Source organism: Tardiphaga sp. P9-11, assembly GCF_008329525.1.
Taxonomy (GTDB): Bacteria; Pseudomonadota; Alphaproteobacteria; order Rhizobiales; family Xanthobacteraceae; genus Tardiphaga.
The window spans coordinates 15988-33794 of the sequence record NZ_NPKQ01000007.1 but is presented as its reverse complement, the minus strand read 5'-3'; the positions used below and the strand labels follow the sequence as shown (position 1 = coordinate 33794).

Below are 17807 nucleotides of genomic sequence, written 5' to 3'. Positions count from 1 at the left end.
TGCCGGAACGACGTGGCGCGGGGGTTGAGTTGAATTTCAGTCTGCAATCTATGCGAGCAATGCGTGACCGCTGACGCCGTCCGCAGGCGAGCGCTCTGGCAAATCCTGCTGCTCTTAGCCGGATTGCTCGTACTTGCGGCCATCAGCGCCGGTTCCGTCATCCTGGTGAACCAGGCACGCGACGACTCCAAGTGGGTGATCCACACAGTCGAAGTCCAGAACCAGATATCGAACCTGCTGCTGGAAATCCGCCGCGCCGAAAGCGCCACACGGGCCTATCTACTCTCCACCAGTCCCCAATTTCTGGCCGAATACGAAGCATCGTCGGGAGCGATCATGCCGGCCGTCGACAGACTGGTAGTCCTCGCCAACGACAACCCGGCCCAAGTCATCAACACGGCGAAACTGCGCGTGGCCGTCGCGCAGCGTCTGTCCGAATTCGCGACGGGTATCGACCGCACCAAGAACAACGACGTCCAGTCGAGCGTCGATATCCTGCGCCGTGGCGATGCCAATCAGGCGGTCCAGGACATCGCTAACATCACCCAAGCGATGCGCGCCGAGGAAGGTCGCCTGTTCGTCGAACGTACCCGAACGGCGGACCAGAGCCAGCAATGGGCCTCGTCAGTCACGGTGGCCGGCTCTGGCCTGGTGGTACTGTTGGCGGCGCTGTCCATCTTCCTCGTGCGCCAATCGTCAAATGCCCGCGATGAGGCCGAGGCCAGGTTGCGCGACAGCAACATCGACCTCGAAGCCGCCGTGGAAGAGCGCACCGCCGACCTGCGCGAGGCCAACGAAGAGCTGCAGCGCTTCTCCTACATCGTCAGCCACGACCTGCGGTCGCCGCTGGTCAATATCATGGGCTTCACCAGCGAGCTCGAGGAGTTGCGAGGCGACATCTTCAAACGTATCGCGACACTGGCTAATGCCGAGCCCGTCGTGCCCGATACCAGCGGCGAATTGCCGGAGCCGGCGCTTCCCGAACAAGATAAGCAACTCTCCGCCGACTTCACCGAGGCGCTCGACTTCATCAAGTCATCGATCGGCAAGATGGACCGCTTGATCAGTGCCATCCTCAATCTGACCCGCGAGGGCCGGCGCGAGTTCAAGCCGGTGAAGATCGAAACCCGCGAACTGATCGAGAGCATTGCCGCCACCGTCGCCCATCAGGCCGCCGAGAGCGAAACGCAGATCCGGATCGAACCATTGCCAGGCATCGAGAGTGATCGCCTCGCAATGGAACAGATCTTCGGAAATCTGATCGACAATGCGCTGAAATATCTGAAGCCCGGCGTCCCCGGCGACATTCTCGTCAAGGGCCGCAGCAAAATGGGTTTTGTGATCTTCGAGGTAATCGACAACGGCCGCGGCATCGATCCCAAGGATCATCAGCGCATCTTTGATCTTTTTCGCCGCGCGGGTACACAGGACCAGCCCGGCCAGGGCATCGGACTGGCCCATGTCCGCGCCTTGGTGCGACGGATGGGCGGCACCATGTCGGTGTCATCGGAACTGGGCAATGGCAGCAACTTCACCGTCACGCTGCCGGCCAGATGGACGGGGCATAACCGGGATAAGCAAACATGAGCAAGCCAGTCACCATCATTATGATCGAGGATGACGAGGGTCACGCCCGTCTGATCGAGCGCAATATCAGGCGCTCGGGTGTCAATAATGAGATCATCCCGTTCACCAACGGTACAGACGCCGTCAACTATCTGTTCGGCAAAGATAGCACCGGCCTCGATCACAGGGGCGAAGCCCTGCTGATCTTGCTCGACCTCAACCTGCCCGACATGACCGGGATCGATATCCTGAAGCGGGTGAAAGAGAACGAATTTCTCAAATGCGCGCCCGTCGTGGTCCTCACCACCACCGATGACGCGCAGGAAATCAAACGTTGCTACGAGCTGGGCTGCAACGTCTACATCACCAAGCCTGTAAACTACGAAAGCTTCGCCAACGCGATCCGCCAACTCGGTCTGTTTTTCTCCGTCATTCAGGTTCCGCAAGCGTCCACATGACATCTGCCACGACTCCCACGCTGCTATATATCGATGACGACGCAGGTCTTGCGCGCCTGGTGTCGCGCGGCCTGACGCGGCAGGGTTTTGGCGTCGAACATTGCGACAACGGCGAAGCCGGCATTGAACGGATCAAGCAGGGCGGCATCGACGTCGTCGCACTCGATCAATATATGCCGGGCCTCGACGGGCTGGAAACGTTGGAGCAGATTCAGAAGCTGCCCTCGCCGCCGCCCGTCGTGTTCGTCACGGCATCGCAGGACAGCAAGATCGCCGTCACCGCCCTCAAGGCAGGTGCCGCCGACTATCTGGTGAAGGATACCCAGGGCGACTTCCTGCCGCTGCTGCATGTGGCCTGCACGACCGCCATCAAACAGGCCCTGATATCAAAGGCCCGCGACGACGCCGAAGCCGAAGTCCACGCGTCGCGCGACCGCTACGCGGCCCTCGCTGCCGAGCGCGAAGTGCTGCTGCGCGAAGTCAATCACCGCGTTGGCAACTCGCTGCAGATCATCGCATCGCTGCTGCATCTGCAGGCCAACTCGTCCAGCGAAGATCACGTCAAAGTGGCGCTTACCAACGCCATGGGCCGCGTCGCTGCAGTCGCTCAAGTGCATCGTCGGCTCTATACGTCACACGACCTCAACAGCGTGCTGCTCAATCAGTATCTCGAAGCGCTGCTGGAAGATCTTCGCAGGTCCGCCGAAGGCAACCGGATGTCGCGCCTGACGCTGAAAGCCGAAGCCGTCGAGATCGACCCGGATCGCGCCGTGGCCATCGGCATCATCGTCAACGAGCTGGTGATGAATGCCGTCAAATACGCCTATCCCGATGGCGCGGGCCCGATACATGTCGTGCTCACCGCGCAGGGCGATCAGCTCGAACTCTCCATCGCCGATGACGGCGTCGGTCTCAATGTGAAGATCGATCCGCGCTCGACCGGCATGGGCCAGCGTATCGTCAACGCCATGGCCAACAAACTCGACGCCTCCGTCGAACGTGACCCCGATCACACCGGGACGCGTATCGTGCTGCGGTTCTGTGCCGTGACAAAGCCAGCGGCCAAGCCGCCTGTGAGCGCTGCTGACTAGGCCTGCCTGCACAATGATCACCTCGACTGCACAAATATGCCGCGCCTGGCTGCCTTGCGCGGTGTTCTCACGTGCCTAGACTGCGCCTTTCAGTCTGCTGATATTTCCTTCCTTTCCGACTTCGGATTTTTCATGCGCTGCCTTGTCGTGGCCGATCTGCATTATTCGCTGCCCCAGTTCGACTGGCTGCTCAGCGTTGCTCCGCAATTCGACTTCGTGATCTTCGCCGGCGACGCGCTCGACATAGCTTCGGTCGTGGACTTCCGCGCGCAAATTCTGGTGGTGAAGAAGTATCTCGCTTTGCTCACCCAACGCACCAGAGTGATCCTGTGTTCGGGTAATCATGATCTTGACGAGCGCAATACCGAGGGTGAGAAAATCGCGCGATGGATTGGCGATGCCCGGGCCCTCGGTATCGCCTGTGACGGCGACAGCCTGATCATTGGCGACACGCTCTTTACGGTATGTCCGTGGTGGGATGGGCCACTTGTCCGCCAGCGTATCGAGCAACAACTGCAGACCGCCGCCACCGAACGCACCAAGCGCTGGATCTGGGTGCATCATGCGCCACCGACAAACTCACCGATCAGCTGGGGCGGCAAGCGCTACTTCGGCGATGTCGAACTGGTGCAATGGATCGAGACGCATCAGCCGGCGATGGTGATCTCCGGCCATGTACATGAGTCTCCGTTTGTCAAAGACGGCTCATGGTACGATCGGATTGGTGAGACCTGGGTGTTCAATGCAGGCCGCCAGTTCGGCCGGCCGCCGACTTACATCGTGCTCGACCTCGATGACGGTACGGCATTCTGGTTATCTGCAGAAGGCGCTGACCATATAGACCTGAACGCTCCGCTGCAGCGTCCGGCGTTACCAATTAAGACCGCGCCGCCATGGCTCAGATCCTTGGATCGCCTTGACGATCCGAGTGTCGGTCAGAGCCCGGCGACACCTTCGTCGGTGATAGGTTGACCATGTTGTCCAGCAGTTCGCTGACCATCGACAGATGCGTGCCGTGGCCGGCATATTGCTGCTTGATATCGGCGAGATAACTCGTCGCTACATGGAGCCGCTGCGCCAGCAGCCGCGCGATCATCAGCGCGACGGTCGGGTGATCCCGCAGGAAATCCGTCGCATTTTCGAACTCATAGATTTGCGTCTCCATGACAGCGCGCACGGTCGCGGTATGCGGCTGTTCAAGAAGCACTGACATTTCGCCGATAACGGCGCCGGGCTCGGTCAGGCTCGCAACAACAGTATCGCCCTTGACGATATCGAGCTGTCCTTCGATCAGCACGAACAAATGCCCGCTGGTCTGTCCTTCCCGGATGATCGTGTCGCCCGCTGCAACGCTGTGCTTCAGACCATCGCTGCAATGATCCAGAACGGCGCGCATATCAGGCACTCCAACATGGTTGACGAAGCGTATGCTCGCCGTGACGATCGCGTGACACAAGGCCCGGACACGCTGAAATTGTCGGCAACCGGCGCATATTGGGTGCGGCGGAGCTTTTGGGACATCCCGTGCCGGCTACCACGTCTTTCGTCCTGTTGCATTTGTTTGAGAGATAGTTATAGTTAGTTGCTTCCTTAGCAATAAGGCCCGTCCTTTCAGGCGGGCCGTTGCCATTTTAGGAGGCCTTTACGATGAGCCGTTCCAACCGGATCGATCATATTCGCCTGACGTCGCATCCTGCGCCGGGCGCCAAGCATAACTTCCCGATCCAGTGGGGCGCACCCTCCGCACGTGAACGCGGGCCAATTATCGGCACCGTCTCCCGCCCACAGGACCGCAACGTCATCGGCACCCATGGCGGCTCCTACTCGGTCTATCGTGCGCTCGCGGTGTCGTCCGGCGCGCTCGATCCGCTGAAGCGCCCCGATCTCACAAACACTCATCCGGCAGCAACCATCGGCCCATTCGGCCAGTGGATGGATCCGGAAAAAATCGTCTCGCTGGATCCCTGGGGGCACCTCGTCGCCGAGAACTTTGCGCCCGAGATTGCAGAGGGCATCGATATCCGCCCGAGCATCGCGATCACCAAAGCGCGACTGGATCTGCCCGAATTGCAGGCCGCCATCGCCGCCGGCCGTCTCAGGCATGACGGCGATGTCGTTCACGACAATGGCAGCGTCTCGGTCGTCAAGATCGCCATCGATCCGGTCTGGTATCTTCCCGGCCTCGCCAAGCGCTTTGATACCAGCGAAAACAATCTGCGTCGCCAATTGTTTGAGCAGACGGCCGGCATGTTTCCTGAGCTGGTGACGCGACCGGACCTGCAGGTGTTTCTGCCGCCGATCGGCGGTACCACTGCCTATCTATTCGGTGACGTCAGCAAACTGCCGGATCACACGACCAGCATCACCTGCCGTGTTCATGACGAGTGCAACGGTTCCGACGTGTTCGGCTCCGATATCTGCACCTGCCGTCCCTATCTCATCCACGGCATCGAGGAATGCGCACGCGCCGGACAATCCGGCGGTCTCGGCATCATCATCTACAATCGCAAGGAAGGCCGCGCGCTCGGCGAGGTCACCAAATTTCTGGTCTACAATGCGCGCAAACGCCAGGAAGGCGGCGACGCAGCGGCGCAATATTTCGAACGCACCGAATGCGTCGCGGGCGTGCAGGATGCGCGCTTCCAGCAACTGATGCCGGATGTCGTGCACTGGCTTGGCCTCAAGCGTATCGATCACTTCATTTCCATGAGCGACATGAAGCATGATGCGCTGACCAGCCAAGGCGTCGAAATCGTGGAACGCGTGCCGATCCCCGACGATATGATCCCGGCCGACGCACATGTTGAAATCGCTGCCAAGAAAGCTGCCGGCTACTTTACGCCGGAGCCGGTGACGCCGCAGGACCTGATCGACTCCGTCGGTCGCACGCTTGAGAAGTATTGAGATATCAAAAGTGAATTCGCAGACCCCGGAAGCCTCCGCCGCGCTCTCTTTGCTGTCAGCCCACGCCGTGCGTGAACGCGCGCAGCGCATGCTTGCACTGGGCCTCGACGATAAACTACCTAACTTCCGCATCGATCTCTCGCGAATGGATGACGTGATCGATCTGGTGCTGGAAACGACGCGGGCGTCGTACCCGTCGCTCGACGTGCCGTTCCATTCGCGCTGGCGCCACTTCGTCAACGCCGGCGACAATCGCTGGGCTCAGCTCGCAGATCGCACCGCATGGTCTGATAGCGCTGCGCGCGGCCGCGCCGAATTCGATCTTGCCATCGCCAGCGTGTTCCTCGATGCCGGCGCCGGCCCGACCTGGCGCTACACCGATCCGCAAACCGGCGCGGCCATCGGCCGCTCCGAAGGTCTCGGTCTCGCGAGCCTTGCTATGTTCGTCGGCGGCACGTTCTCTGCCGATCCCGCGCAGCCACTGCGCGCCGATGCCAGCAAGCTCGCAGAGCTCGACGTCAGCGATCTCAAGCGGGGCATGCAGGTCTCCGAGACCAATCCAATGGTCGGCATCGACGGCCGCGCCGATCTGCTGCGCCGGCTTGGCAAACACGTGGCGTCGAAGCCCGACGTGTTCGGCAGGAAGGATACGCCGCGGCCCGGCGGATTGTTCGATCGCCTGGCGTCGCAGGCTGACAATGGCCGCCTGCCTGCGCCAGCGATCCTCTCGGAACTACTGCTGCAACTTGGTCCGATCTGGCCGTCGCGGCTGACGCTGGACGGCATCGCTCTCGGCGATTGCTGGAAGCATCCGGCGATGACGACCTCGGATGCGACGAGCGGCCTTGTGCCCCTCCACAAGCTGTCGCAGTGGCTGGCCTATTCGCTCATCGAACCGCTGCAGATTGGAGGCATCGACGTCACCGACATCGACGGTCTCACGGGATTGGCCGAATATCGCAATGGCGGCCTTTTCGTCGACGGCGGCGTTCTGAAATTCCGAGATCCTGTCAATGCCGCGCGCGAACATGACGTGTCCTCGCCGCTGGTGGTGGAATGGCGGGCACTGACCGTAGCGCTACTTGACCGCGTCGCCGACGGCCTGCGACAAAGACTGAAGCTGGACGCGACGTCGCTGCCGCTGGCCAAGGTACTCGAAGGTGGCACATGGGCCGCCGGTCGCATTTTGGCGCGCGAGCGCCGCGAGGATCATTCGCCGCCGGTGAAGGTCATCAGCGACGGTACGGTTTTCTAGGTCAAAGACGATTTTACACTCTCGCAACGGATGAGGTTCATGGACGGCGTCACGATCGTTAATCACCCGCTGGTGCAGCACAAGCTGACGCTGATCCGCGACAAGAACCGCTCGACCAAGGGCTTTCGCGAACTGCTCAACGAAATCGGCATGCTGCTGTGCTACGAGGTGACGCGCGACCTGCCGCTCACCGATGTCGAGATCGAAACGCCGATCATGAAAATGACCGGCAAGGAAATCGCCGGCAAGAAACTGGTATTTGCGCCGATCCTGCGCGCCGGCCTCTCTTTCGTCGAAGGCATGATCGGCCTCGTCCCGTCAGCGCGCATCGCGCATATCGGGCTCTATCGCGATCCCGAAACCTTCGTGGCCGTAGAGTATTTCTTCAAGGCACCAACCAACCTCGACGAGCGCCTGGTGATCGTCATCGATCCTATGCTCGCGACGGCGAATACCGCGGTCGCCGCGATCGACCGTATCAAGGAGCGCGGCGCCAAGGACATTCGTTTCGTCTGCCTGCTGGCAGCACCGGAAGGCATCGAGCGCCTGCGCGGCTACCATCCGGATGTGCCGATCTGGACGGCGGCGATCGATGATCGGCTCAACGAACACGCCTATATCGAGCCGGGTCTCGGCGATGCCGGCGACCGCGCTTACGGCACCAGGTAACGGGGCGCAGCGACCGCGGACGTCTCCCACCACGCGACGCTTTCGTTTACCGAGGGTTCAGTTGATCGTCAGCAGCCAAGGCATCACGACCAGCAGCAAGCCGGCGAAATAGATCAGCCCGAAGATCAGGCCGAACTTCCAGAAGTCGGCCTTGCCGATATAACCGCTGCCAAAATACATCGGCGCCGGTCCGGTGGCATAGGGCGAGATCACGCCCATCAGGCCTAGCGAATAGATGCAGAGCAATGTCAGAGTCGACATCGGGATTCCGGGAATGCTCGACCCCACCGCCAGCACGACAGGCAGCATCGCCGCCGCGTGCGCCGTAATGCTCGAGAAAAAGTAGTGGATCCAGAAGAAGATCGAGACAAGTAGGATCATCGCGATGGTCGGGCTGAATGTGGCGAGCGGAGCCGCCAGGCCGGCGGCTGCCCATTTGATGAAGCCGATGTCGTTGAGGCCGGATGACAGGGTCAGCAGCGATGTGAAGTAGAAAAACACCTCCCACGCTGCTTTCTCGGCGATGATGTCGGAGAACGTGATGACGCCGGTGACGAGCATCAGCGAGATCACAACGAACACCACCATGGTCGCATTGATGAAGTTCGAACCGACGCCAGGCAGCGAGATGTCGGGATTGGATCCGGTGATCCACAGGAACATCGCAAGCAGGACCAGTCCGGCCATGATCCATTCACTGCGCGACAACGCCCCCATCGACGCGAGTTCGCTCGCGCTCCACGCCACGATCTCCGGGCTGTTCTTCACCTCCGGTCGGCAAATCATATAGCTCAGCAACGGCACCAGCAGAATGAGCGGCACGCCCAGCGGCGCAAATCCGATGAACCACTGTGACCAGCCGACGTCCACGCTCACGATCTTCTTGGCTATGCTCAGTGCAGCCGCGTTGGGCGCAAGCGCCGTGAGGAACATCGAGCTCGTCACCGCGGTCGCTGCGAAAGCGGTCCACATCACGTAGGTCCCGATCCTGCCGGCTGTCGGACCCGGCTCCGATCCATAGATCTTCGGGATATTGCTGACGATCGGATAGACCGTGCCGCCGCTGCGCGCGGTGTTCGATGGTGTCGCCGGCGCGAGAACCAGATCGGACAGCGCAACGGCGTAACCCAGTCCCACCGTGTTGCGCCCGAGGCTGCGAACCAGCAGCAATGCGAGACGCCTGCCGAGGCCGCTCTTGCGATAGCCGATCGAGAATACGAAGGCGCCGACGATCAGCCACACCGTGCTTTCGGAGAATCCGCTCAGCATCCAGCGCAGCGACTTGTTGGGATCGTGTTCGACATATCCCATCACGCCCGCAAAGGTCAGACCGATCAGACCGACCGCGCCAACAGGCATGGATTCCAGGATAAGGCCGGTAATCACCGCGGCGAAAACGGCAAAATAATGCCACTGATTGGCGACAAGTCCTGCCGGAATCGGGATGACGTACAGCACCAGCCAGACGGCCAAAGGTGCGATCTTCTTCCAGCTCAACGACACAGCCTACCCTCCCGCGAACCGATCTGCCGTGCCTGCGACACACGTCTTGCAACGTAACACCAGTTTTTGCCAGGCGAGCAATCGGCCACGCGAACTGCGCTGTATGTATCACCATATTAAAACGTGCTGCTCTCTCCCTTCGCATCCGCAACAAAGGTCGCACTCGCATGCAGCCGGGTCACGCGCGGCGTTGCCGCCGGCCCCCCCCGAACGCAGTATCGAGCGGCAGGAAATGCTCGTCTATCGGATGGTTTTCTTCACCGCATAGGGAGCAAGCCGACGACAGGTCATGAGTGAAGCTGCCGCTGCCGATCTCCGGCACATTGCGTGCGCGTAGCTTGCCGGTGCGTACAGTCAGGCGACGCTCTCAGGCTGGATCAGCCGCCGCCCACGCCTGGCGGCATCCATGGCGTCTATTTTCGCCAAGCCGCCCTGGCAGCCGTCCCGAGATTTCAACGCACCGAACTGGCACGCTTCTCCTTGTCGCTATGCGACGGTACGGATTTGCTGTCGATCACGGCGCGCCCCTGCGTGATTAGCCGCGCACCACGCTGATCCAGCGTGTGGATCCACAGCCAGTTGATCGCAACGGCAAGACGATTGCGCAGCCCGATCAGGAAGTAGATGTGGGCGATGCCCCAGATCCACCACGCCAACGCACCGCGTAAGCGCACGCGACCGAAGTCGATCACCGCAAGCTTCTTGCCGATCTGCGCGAGACTACCATCGTGCGAGTAGCGAAACGGCACGGGCGTCTCGCCGCGCAGACGCTGCTTGATCGCTGACGCGACATAGCGCCCTTCCTGCTTCGCCGCCGGCGCGATTCCGGGCACCGGCTTTCCATCGGGCGCAGCGATGGTCACGGTGTCTCCGACTGCGAAAATATCGGGATGACCGGGCACCGTGAGATCCGGATTGACCTGCAGTCGTCCCGCCCGATCGGCGGCAACACCCAGCCACTCCGCAGCCGGCGACGCGCGCACGCCCGCGGCCCAGATGATCGTCCTGGCCCCGAGCACCTTGTCGCCATAGACCACCCCGTCGATGTTGCAATCCGACACCGCATGTCCGAGCGCAACTTCGACGCCGAGCTTTTCCAGCGAACGCTGCGCATAGGCAGACAGATCTTCCGGAAATCCGGCGAGCACGCGCGTGCCGGCCTCGATCAGAACCACACGCGTCTCACGCGTATCGATATTGCGAAAATCTTCCGGCAACGTTACGCGCGCCAGTTCGGCAATGGTGCCCGCGAGTTCGACCCCAGTGGGTCCGGCGCCGATGATCACGAAGGTCAGCAGCGCCGCGCGCTTCACCGGATCGCTCTCGCGCTCGGCGCGCTCGAAGGCCGTGAGAATACGGCGGCGCAGCGTGGTCGCATCCTCCAACGTCTTCAAGCCCGGCGCAAACGGCTCCCATTCATCATGGCCGAAATAGGCATGACCAGCGCCGGTGGCGAGCACAAGCGTGTCATAGGGCAGTGTCTGCCCGTCATCGAGCAATACTCGGCGCTTGGCTGCATCAATGCCGGTGACCGTGCCGAGCAGTGTCGTCACATCCTTGCGTCCACGCAACAGATAGCGGATCGGCCAGGCGATCTCCGACGTCGCCAGCGACGCGGTCGCGACCTGATACAGCAGCGGCTGAAACAGATGATGATTGCGGCGATCGACAATGGTGATGCTGACATCGGCACCGGTCAGCCGATACACGGCCTCCAGCCCGCCGAAGCCGGCGCCTACAATGACCACGCGATGAGGTGTTGTCGTTCTGGTCGATGCTTTGCCGTCGATTGTCACGATATTCGTCATGGTGAACAGGCTCCCTGCCTGTCTCCTGTAGCTATGCCGGTCGTCCGAACAATCAAGCAACAATCGGGCGCGCCAGGCCGGTTATCGAGCGGTTCCAGATTGATCAGCCCGCGCTGGCGTCAGTGTGCCCCGCGCGGCCAGCACCGATCCAATAAGTAAGCCAAATGCCGGGCATAAGCATTGCTTGGTTCGTGGTCCCGATCCTCCGATGCCACCTCGATCCGCTCAGCACCTGTTGAGCGCCGAGGCCATCGCCCGAACGCCCTCTGCCTGCTATGCTACGCGCATGAGCTCACGCGACTCCGCCTCCTCCGAGGTCACGCCAGAACTGCTGCTGCGTGCCTACGCCTGCGGCATCTTCCCGATGTCGGAAAGCGCCGACGATCCCGGCTTGTTCTGGGTCGAGCCCGAGCAGCGCGGCGTCATTCCATTGGACGGCTTCCGCGTCAGCTCGCGTCTTACCCGTACCGTGCGCTCCGATGTCTTTACGGTCACCGTCAACACCGCCTTTAGGCGCGTGATGGCCGAATGTGCTGCGCCGAAACCTGGCCGCGAAGACACCTGGATCAACACGCGTATTCGCGATCTCTACGGCGAATTGCATGAGATGGGCCACGCCCACAGTGTCGAGGTCTGGCAAGACGATGCGCTGGTCGGCGGGCTCTATGGCGTCTCGCTCGGTCGCGCGTTCTTTGGCGAGAGCATGTTTCATTACGCGCGGGACGCCTCGAAGGTGGCGCTGGTGCATCTGGTCGCACGGCTGATCGCGGGCGGTTTCAGATTGCTCGACACGCAATATGTCACCGATCACCTGCTAAGCTTCGGCGCGCAGGAAGTGCCGCGTGCGCGCTATCGCAAGTTGCTCGATGCATCGCTCGACGGCATCGCGGAGTTTGATACGCTGCCGACTGATTTTCCGCTGAAGGGCGCGACGATGCTGGACATCATCGCCAATCGCGACGCAGCAACGCAGCCTTCGCGGGTCTGATATTCTGACAAGGTGCTGTCGCTCCGCAGGATGAGCGCGCAAACTCCCGGCTAATAAAAAGCAAAATGCCGCCTCACGGGAGAAACACGCATGCGCCATCGCAGCACGATTCCGTCACTTGCCTTGCTCGCAGCCCTATCACTCACATCTGCCTACGCCAGCGACACCAGCATCAAGATCGGAAACACCGCGCCCTATAGCGGCCCCGCTTCCGCCTATGGCACGATCGCGCGCGCCGAAGCCGCCTATTTCCAGATGCTCAACGACAAAGGCGGCATTAACGGCCGCAAGATCGATTTTCTCACATTGGACGACGGCTATGCGCCGGCCAAGTCCGTCGAACAGACCCGTCGTCTCGTCGAGCAGGATGAGGTGGTCGCGCTGTTTTCATCCGTCGGCACGGCGCCGAATATCGCAGTCCAGAAATATCTCAACACCAAGAAAGTCCCGCAGCTGTTCGTCTCGTCGGGCGCCACGCGCTGGAACGATCCCGAACACTTTCCTTGGACGGTGGGTTTCAATCCCACCTACGAGCAGGAAGGCCGCATCTACGCGCAATATATTCTCAAAACGAAACCCGACGCCAAGATCGCGATCATCATTCCCAATGAGGATGCCGGCAAAGACTATCTGAAGGGCTTCAGGGACGGGCTTGGGAACCATGTCGCACAACTGGTCGCACAGACCACTTATCTCACTACCGATCCGACCATCGACTCGCAGATGGTGTTGATGAAGGATTCCGGCGCCGACGTGTTCTTTGCCGAAGCGACCCCGAAATTCGCGGCCCAGGCCATCAAGAAGGCCGCAGCGATGGGCTGGAAGCCGCTGATCATCCTTCCGACAGTGTCCAATTCATTCGGCGCCGTGCTGGAACCTGCCGGCCTGGAGAACTCCATCGGCGTGGTTACCGGCCTCTACCTGAAGGACCCCAATGATCCACGCTGGGCCGGCGATCCCGGCATGAAGGAGTGGCACGCCTGGATGCAGAAATATCAACCCAACGCATCCACAGGCGATCTCTTCAACGTGCAGGGCTACACCGCCGCGCAGGTCATGGCGACCGTGCTGACCAACTGCAAGGACGACGTCAGCCGCGATAACATCATCAAGCAGGCCAGTTCGGTGAGCCACCTGGCTTTGCCGATGCTGCTGCCCGGCATCACCGTGCACACCGAGCCCGGCAACGTCACCCCGATCCGGCAGATGCAGATGGCACGGTTTGACGGCAAGTCATGGGTGCTCATGGGAGACGTGTTGGGAGAGAAGTAGGCGACGCGCTGTCTCTCACCTCTCCTGCTTGAAGAGCCTGAAAGATATTATGCGAGACGGCGGTGCCGGTTACTGCCGGAACGCCGGAAAGCCCGGTGGCGGCTGCAGGGGCTGCTGCTGGGCGCGCGGCTGCTGCTTCGGCGCGGCGCGCTTCTGTGCCGGCGGCGGGCGCGGCGCATCGGGCTGCGTGGTTGCAACCGTCGCTTCCGGGCCTTTGCAGTCGGTCAGCCAGATATCGTAGATCGGGTGCTCGACGCCGTGCAGGCCCGGGCTGGCCGCAAACATCCAGCCGGAGAAGATCCGCTTCACTTCGCCCTGCAACGTGATTTCGTCGACCTCGACGAAGGCATCGGTATTGGCGGCCTCGGTTGCCGGACGCGTGTAGCAGGCATCGGTCTTCACGCGGAGCGCGCCGAACTGCACGGTCTCGCCGATATCGGCGTCGAAATTGATAATGCGGCCGGTGATCTTGTCGAGCCCCGAGAAGCTCGCCTTCTTGTTGACGATCTTCTGCGCCGGAGGCTCGGTCACCACCTCATCGCCGGGCTGCAGCGTCGCAGGCGTCGGCGGCGCCACCTTGGGCGGCTGACGGCCACCGGGAGTGGCGGCAGGCGGCGCGTTGGCGACGCCGGGCTGTTGCTGCCCTGGCGCGGCCGGTTGCTGGGCCTGTCCCTGCCCCGGCGGATTCTGCGGAACGATGGTGGTATTGCTGCCGGGCGGCGGTGCCAGCGGTTGCGACTGCACGGCACCGGGCGGCGGCGCGCCCATGCCCGGCCGCGTCGGCAACAGGCGGCCCTGCGGCAGTTCCGGAACCTCTTCCTCGTCATCCATGGGCGGCGGCGGTTGCTGGCCGCGCGGCACGGCGCCCGGCGGGCGCGGCGGCGGATCACCGAACAGCGGACCGAACTGCGCCTGCACAGGTGCAGGCGACAGTGAGGTGGCGGCCAGAAGGGCCGCAAATCCGGCAATGGTCAGGGTTCGCAACATGCGGCGCGGCTCAATCGAGAATCAGGCTCGCGACATTGTAGGAGAATGGCCGCGTAATCGCCTCCGGTTAACACGTGGAATGCGGCGGCGAAAGGGCACCCTGCTCCCCATACCGCCCGGCTGGTCAGGTCATTCTCCCCGTGAAATAGTCCACATCAGGCCGGCGCGCGATACGCGACCGGCCATCAATCCGGAACAAACCGGAGTATGGGGAGAACGCTCAAGATGACTGACGGAATCCGTCTGGACGGCCGAATTGCCGTCGTTACCGGCGCGGCCGGGGTGATCGGCACCGAGACCATCCAATTGCTGGCGGCGCGCGGCGCCAAAATCGTCGCGGTGGATCGCGATGCCGGCGCGTTGCAACGCGCGGTCGAACAACTCCCCGCCTCCGCCGAAGCACTGGCGCTCACAGCCGACGTCACCAGCGAAGAAGACGTCATCGGCTATGTCGCCGCCGCCGTGAAGCGCTTCGGCACCATCGACATTTTCTACAATAACGCCGGCATCGAGGGCACGATCACGCCCATCGTGAAGATGTCGCTCACTGACTTCCGGCGAGTGCTCGACGTCAATGTCGTCGGCGTCTTTCTCGGCATGAAACACGTGCTGCCAGTGATGCTGAAGGCCAACAAGGGGTCGATCATCAACACGGCGTCGATCGCCGGCGTCATCGGCTCGGCCGAAGTCGCCGTCTACAGCGCCAGCAAACACGCTGTGATCGGCCTCACCAAGAGCGCGGCGCAGGAATGCACCGGCACCAATGTGCGCGTGAACTGCGTTTGCCCCGGCCTGATCGACAGCCGCATGCTGAGTGCGATTGTGGACGCACGCGTCGGCCGAGGGGCGCCTGCCCCCGTCGACAAGGTTGTCGATCGCGTACCGCAGCGCCGGCTCGGCCTTGCCCGGGAAGTCGCGCCGATCGTGGCCTTCCTCGCCTCCGACGATGCGAGCTACGTCACCGGCTCCGCTTACACCGTCGATGGCGGCCGCACCTCCGCTTAAGCACCAATAAAACCAAGAGCAGATCACATGCCCGTTGTTCTCGATCCCGATGCCGCCGTCGTCCTCAACGTCTTCCGCGATGCCGGCCGACCACCCTATGAGACGATCTCGCCCCAGGAAGCGCGCGAGTGGTATTTGAAAGCGCGCCCGGTCGCCAATCCCGAACCGCCAGAACTGGCGTCGGTGACATCCATGACGGTACCCGGCCCGGCCGGCGCCATTCCCGTGCGCCTCTATACACCGAAGCCCCTCCGGAAAAAGGACGGCATGTCGCCCTGCCTGGTGTTCTTCCACGGCGGCGGCTGGGTGATCGGCGATCTCGACTCGCATGACGTGGTGTGCCGCATCCTCGCCCATGAAGCCGAGATGATCGTCATCTCGGTCGATTACCGCCTCGCGCCTGAGCACAAGTTTCCGGCCGCCATCGACGACGCCATTGCCGCGACGCGCTGGATTTCCGAGAACGCCGTACAGCTCAATGTGGATGCAAAGCAGATCAGCGTCGGCGGCGATAGCGCCGGCGGCAATCTCGCGGCCATCGTTGCCATTGATGCGCGGGACAATGGCGGCCCGAAACTCGCCGGCCAGTTGCTAATCTATCCTGCCACAGATTTTCGCATGAGCCATCCCTCGCATAGCGAGCCGGAGACAAGCTGCCTGTTGACGCACAACGTCATCCGCTGGTTCGCCGATCACTACCTCACCGGCACGGCCGATGTCGACAACTGGCGCGCCTCGCCTGCCCGCATGGACAAGCTCGCGGGCCTGCCGCCGGCCTATGTCATGACCGCCGGCGCTGATCCGCTGCGCGACGAAGGCGATGAATATGCCCGGCGCCTGTCAGAGGCCGGCGTCGCCGTGGCCTACAAGACCTATCCCGGGCAATTTCACGGCTTCATCACCATGGGCAAGATCCTGCCCAAGGCGAATACGGCGCTGCATGAGATGGGGGAATGGCTGAAAGGGTTGGACTAGCGCTGGCGGCGCCCCCAGGAGCAATCGCGATGAAGAAGCCGGAGAAGATCGCACCCGGCGGTCCGATCAGGTGCCGTTGCCTGTGTGGCACGGTTCAGTTCGAAATCGATTTTCCAGCGCGCTGGGCGTGGCACGATCATTCCCGCGCAACACGGCAGGCGCATGGCGCCGCCTACGCCACCTATGTAGGCAGCTGGCGCAAGCGTTTCCGCGTCACCGCAGGCGAAGCGGAGATCACACGCTTTGAAGACAAGGCGTCGGGAACCGCGCGAAGCTTCTGCGCGCGATGCGGCACGCCGCTATTCTACGAACGTGCCCGCTCGCCGCACATGGTCAACATTCCCCGCGCGTTGTTCGGCAGCCGCACCGGCCGACAGCCGCTTTATCATATCGGAATCGAGGAGTTGCAGGAGTGGACCTACACCGGCGAACCGCTGGTTCCGCTCAAGGGCTTTCCGGGCGTCGTCTGGGAACGTCCGGGAAGAAAGAAGAAACGGACTCCAAACGACGAACCGTTCTAGGTTTTCAGTTTTTTACGCTGTTGGATGGTTTGCTGCCGCGACGGAGCCGGTCTCAGCCAGTCCGAATTGCCAAGCGCATGCTTCACGCAGTCATGGATGTGGGTGTGCAGCAGTTTTCGCGCCTTCGCGGAATCCCGTGCCAGCGCAGCATTCATCAATTCGCGGTGCTCGACCGCGGCGACCTCGCCGCGAAACACCACCGCCAGCATCTGATAGCGCAGATATTTGTCGTAGGCCGCGGACAACGCATCGAGCAGCACCTGCGAGCCGCAGGCTGCGATCAGCGCGCGGTGAAACTGCCAGTCGCACTGCTTCCAGGCCTCGGTCTTCGACTTGTCGCCAGCCAGCATCGCCTTTTCCATGGCGGACAGTTTGTGATGCGCGGAGACAACCAGCGCTTCCCAATCGAGATCGCCTGACTTGAAGGATTGCTCGATGGCATGGCCCTCGAGCAGTTCACGCAATTCGGCGATCTGCTGGAATTCCGTGGCCGAGATCGACGTGACCTCGAAGCCGCGCTGGCCTTCGGCGACAACAAAACCTTCCGAGCACAAACGGTTCAGCGTCTCGCGCAGCGTCGAGACGCTGGTGCCATACGCGACGCTCATCTTCTCCAGCTTCAGCTTCTGGCCGGGCTCAAGAGTGCCGAAAATCACGTCGTTGCGGATACGCCGATAGGCGCTGTCGCCGACGGTCTCTCCGGCGCGATCCGCCATGGGGGTATCCAGCATGAAAGGTCCTGGTGACGAGGAATGGTCGCGTTGCGCCACCATACATCACCCCGCGCCTCCGACACAAATCATCA

Annotated in this window: 17 protein-coding genes; 12 read left to right on the top strand and 5 right to left on the bottom strand. The window is 61.9% G+C overall.

Annotation, left to right across the window (positions count from 1 at the left end; all coding sequences use genetic code 11):
• Positions 1–63 precede the first annotated feature (63 nt).
• The 4 genes from CIW50_RS21005 to CIW50_RS20990 all read left to right on the top strand — a co-directional run bounded on the left by CIW50_RS21005 (position 64) and on the right by CIW50_RS20990 (position 4087).
• Entirely contained in the window at positions 64–1587 is a 1524-nt protein-coding gene (locus tag CIW50_RS21005; RefSeq protein WP_149533137.1) for a sensor histidine kinase, read from the top strand.
• A complete protein-coding gene (locus CIW50_RS21000) occupies positions 1584–2024 on the top strand; it encodes a response regulator (protein WP_149533136.1) in 441 nt (146 codons plus the stop codon). Before CIW50_RS21005 ends, CIW50_RS21000 begins: the two co-directional genes overlap by 4 nt.
• Positions 2021–3115 (top strand): response regulator, encoded by a 1095-nt coding sequence (locus CIW50_RS20995; protein WP_149533135.1) that lies wholly within the window; start codon positions 2021–2023, stop codon positions 3113–3115. Before CIW50_RS21000 ends, CIW50_RS20995 begins: the two co-directional genes overlap by 4 nt.
• A gap of 132 nt (positions 3116–3247) precedes the next feature.
• Positions 3248–4087 (top strand): metallophosphoesterase family protein, encoded by an 840-nt coding sequence (locus CIW50_RS20990; protein WP_149533318.1) that lies wholly within the window; start codon positions 3248–3250, stop codon positions 4085–4087.
• Here CIW50_RS20990 and CIW50_RS20985 read toward each other — a convergent pair.
• Positions 4014–4511 carry a Crp/Fnr family transcriptional regulator gene (locus CIW50_RS20985; protein ID WP_149533134.1) on the bottom strand — a complete coding sequence of 166 codons (498 nt, stop codon included), beginning with the start codon at positions 4509–4511 and terminating at the stop codon, positions 4014–4016. The two genes, CIW50_RS20990 and CIW50_RS20985, sit on opposite strands and share 74 nt — an antisense overlap.
• 251 nt (positions 4512–4762) lie before the next feature.
• On the opposite strand from CIW50_RS20985, the gene CIW50_RS20980 reads away from it, so the two are divergent.
• The 3 genes from CIW50_RS20980 to upp are packed head-to-tail and all read left to right on the top strand — an operon-like array spanning position 4763 to position 7943.
• Positions 4763–6019 carry a GTP cyclohydrolase II gene (locus tag CIW50_RS20980; protein ID WP_149533133.1) on the top strand — a complete coding sequence of 419 codons (1257 nt, stop codon included), beginning with the start codon at positions 4763–4765 and terminating at the stop codon, positions 6017–6019.
• A 10-nt stretch (positions 6020–6029) separates the two neighbouring features.
• Complete coding sequence (locus tag CIW50_RS20975) at positions 6030–7274, top strand: URC4/urg3 family protein (protein WP_283808854.1); 1245 nt, start codon at positions 6030–6032, stop codon at positions 7272–7274.
• 39 nt (positions 7275–7313) lie between these two features.
• Positions 7314–7943 (top strand): uracil phosphoribosyltransferase, encoded by a 630-nt coding sequence (upp, locus tag CIW50_RS20970; RefSeq protein ID WP_089264099.1) that lies wholly within the window; start codon positions 7314–7316, stop codon positions 7941–7943.
• 57 nt (positions 7944–8000) lie between these two features.
• On the opposite strand, the gene CIW50_RS20965 is transcribed toward upp, so the two are convergent.
• A complete protein-coding gene (locus CIW50_RS20965) occupies positions 8001–9446 on the bottom strand; it encodes a DASS family sodium-coupled anion symporter (RefSeq protein ID WP_149533132.1) in 1446 nt (481 codons plus the stop codon).
• Between the two features lie 452 nt (positions 9447–9898).
• A complete protein-coding gene (locus tag CIW50_RS20960; protein WP_149533131.1) occupies positions 9899–11254 on the bottom strand; it encodes an NAD(P)/FAD-dependent oxidoreductase in 1356 nt (451 codons plus the stop codon).
• Positions 11255–11540: 286 nt separating this feature from the next.
• Between CIW50_RS20960 and aat the strand changes: the two genes are divergently transcribed.
• Both aat and CIW50_RS20950 read left to right on the top strand, forming a co-directional pair.
• On the top strand, positions 11541–12242 hold the full coding sequence (gene aat, locus CIW50_RS20955; RefSeq protein WP_149533130.1) for a leucyl/phenylalanyl-tRNA--protein transferase: 702 nt from the start codon (positions 11541–11543) through the stop codon (positions 12240–12242).
• Between the two features lie 90 nt (positions 12243–12332).
• A complete protein-coding gene (locus CIW50_RS20950; RefSeq protein ID WP_149533129.1) occupies positions 12333–13514 on the top strand; it encodes an ABC transporter substrate-binding protein in 1182 nt (393 codons plus the stop codon).
• Between the two features lie 69 nt (positions 13515–13583).
• Here the strand turns inward: CIW50_RS20950 and CIW50_RS20945 are convergent, their stop codons facing one another.
• Positions 13584–14501, bottom strand: coding sequence for a DUF2155 domain-containing protein (locus CIW50_RS20945; RefSeq protein ID WP_149533128.1), 918 nt, complete (start codon positions 14499–14501; stop codon positions 13584–13586).
• 225 nt (positions 14502–14726) lie between these two features.
• Here CIW50_RS20945 and CIW50_RS20940 point away from each other — a divergent pair, with 225 nt between their 5' ends.
• Genes CIW50_RS20940 through CIW50_RS20930 form a run of 3 tightly spaced genes read left to right on the top strand, consistent with a single transcriptional unit; the run spans position 14727 to position 17002 of the window.
• On the top strand, positions 14727–15506 hold the full coding sequence (locus tag CIW50_RS20940) for an SDR family NAD(P)-dependent oxidoreductase (RefSeq protein WP_149533127.1): 780 nt from the start codon (positions 14727–14729) through the stop codon (positions 15504–15506).
• A 27-nt stretch (positions 15507–15533) separates the two neighbouring features.
• On the top strand, positions 15534–16481 hold the full coding sequence (gene lipP1 / locus CIW50_RS20935) for a LipP1 family hormone-sensitive lipase (protein WP_149533126.1): 948 nt from the start codon (positions 15534–15536) through the stop codon (positions 16479–16481).
• 29 nt (positions 16482–16510) lie between these two features.
• On the top strand, positions 16511–17002 hold the full coding sequence (locus CIW50_RS20930) for a GFA family protein (protein WP_149533316.1): 492 nt from the start codon (positions 16511–16513) through the stop codon (positions 17000–17002).
• Here CIW50_RS20930 and CIW50_RS20925 read toward each other — a convergent pair.
• Positions 16999–17733, bottom strand: a complete 735-nt coding sequence (locus CIW50_RS20925) for a GntR family transcriptional regulator (protein ID WP_246664384.1) — start codon at positions 17731–17733, stop codon at positions 16999–17001. The genes CIW50_RS20930 and CIW50_RS20925 overlap by 4 nt on opposite strands.
• Positions 17734–17807: the final 74 nt, after the last annotated feature.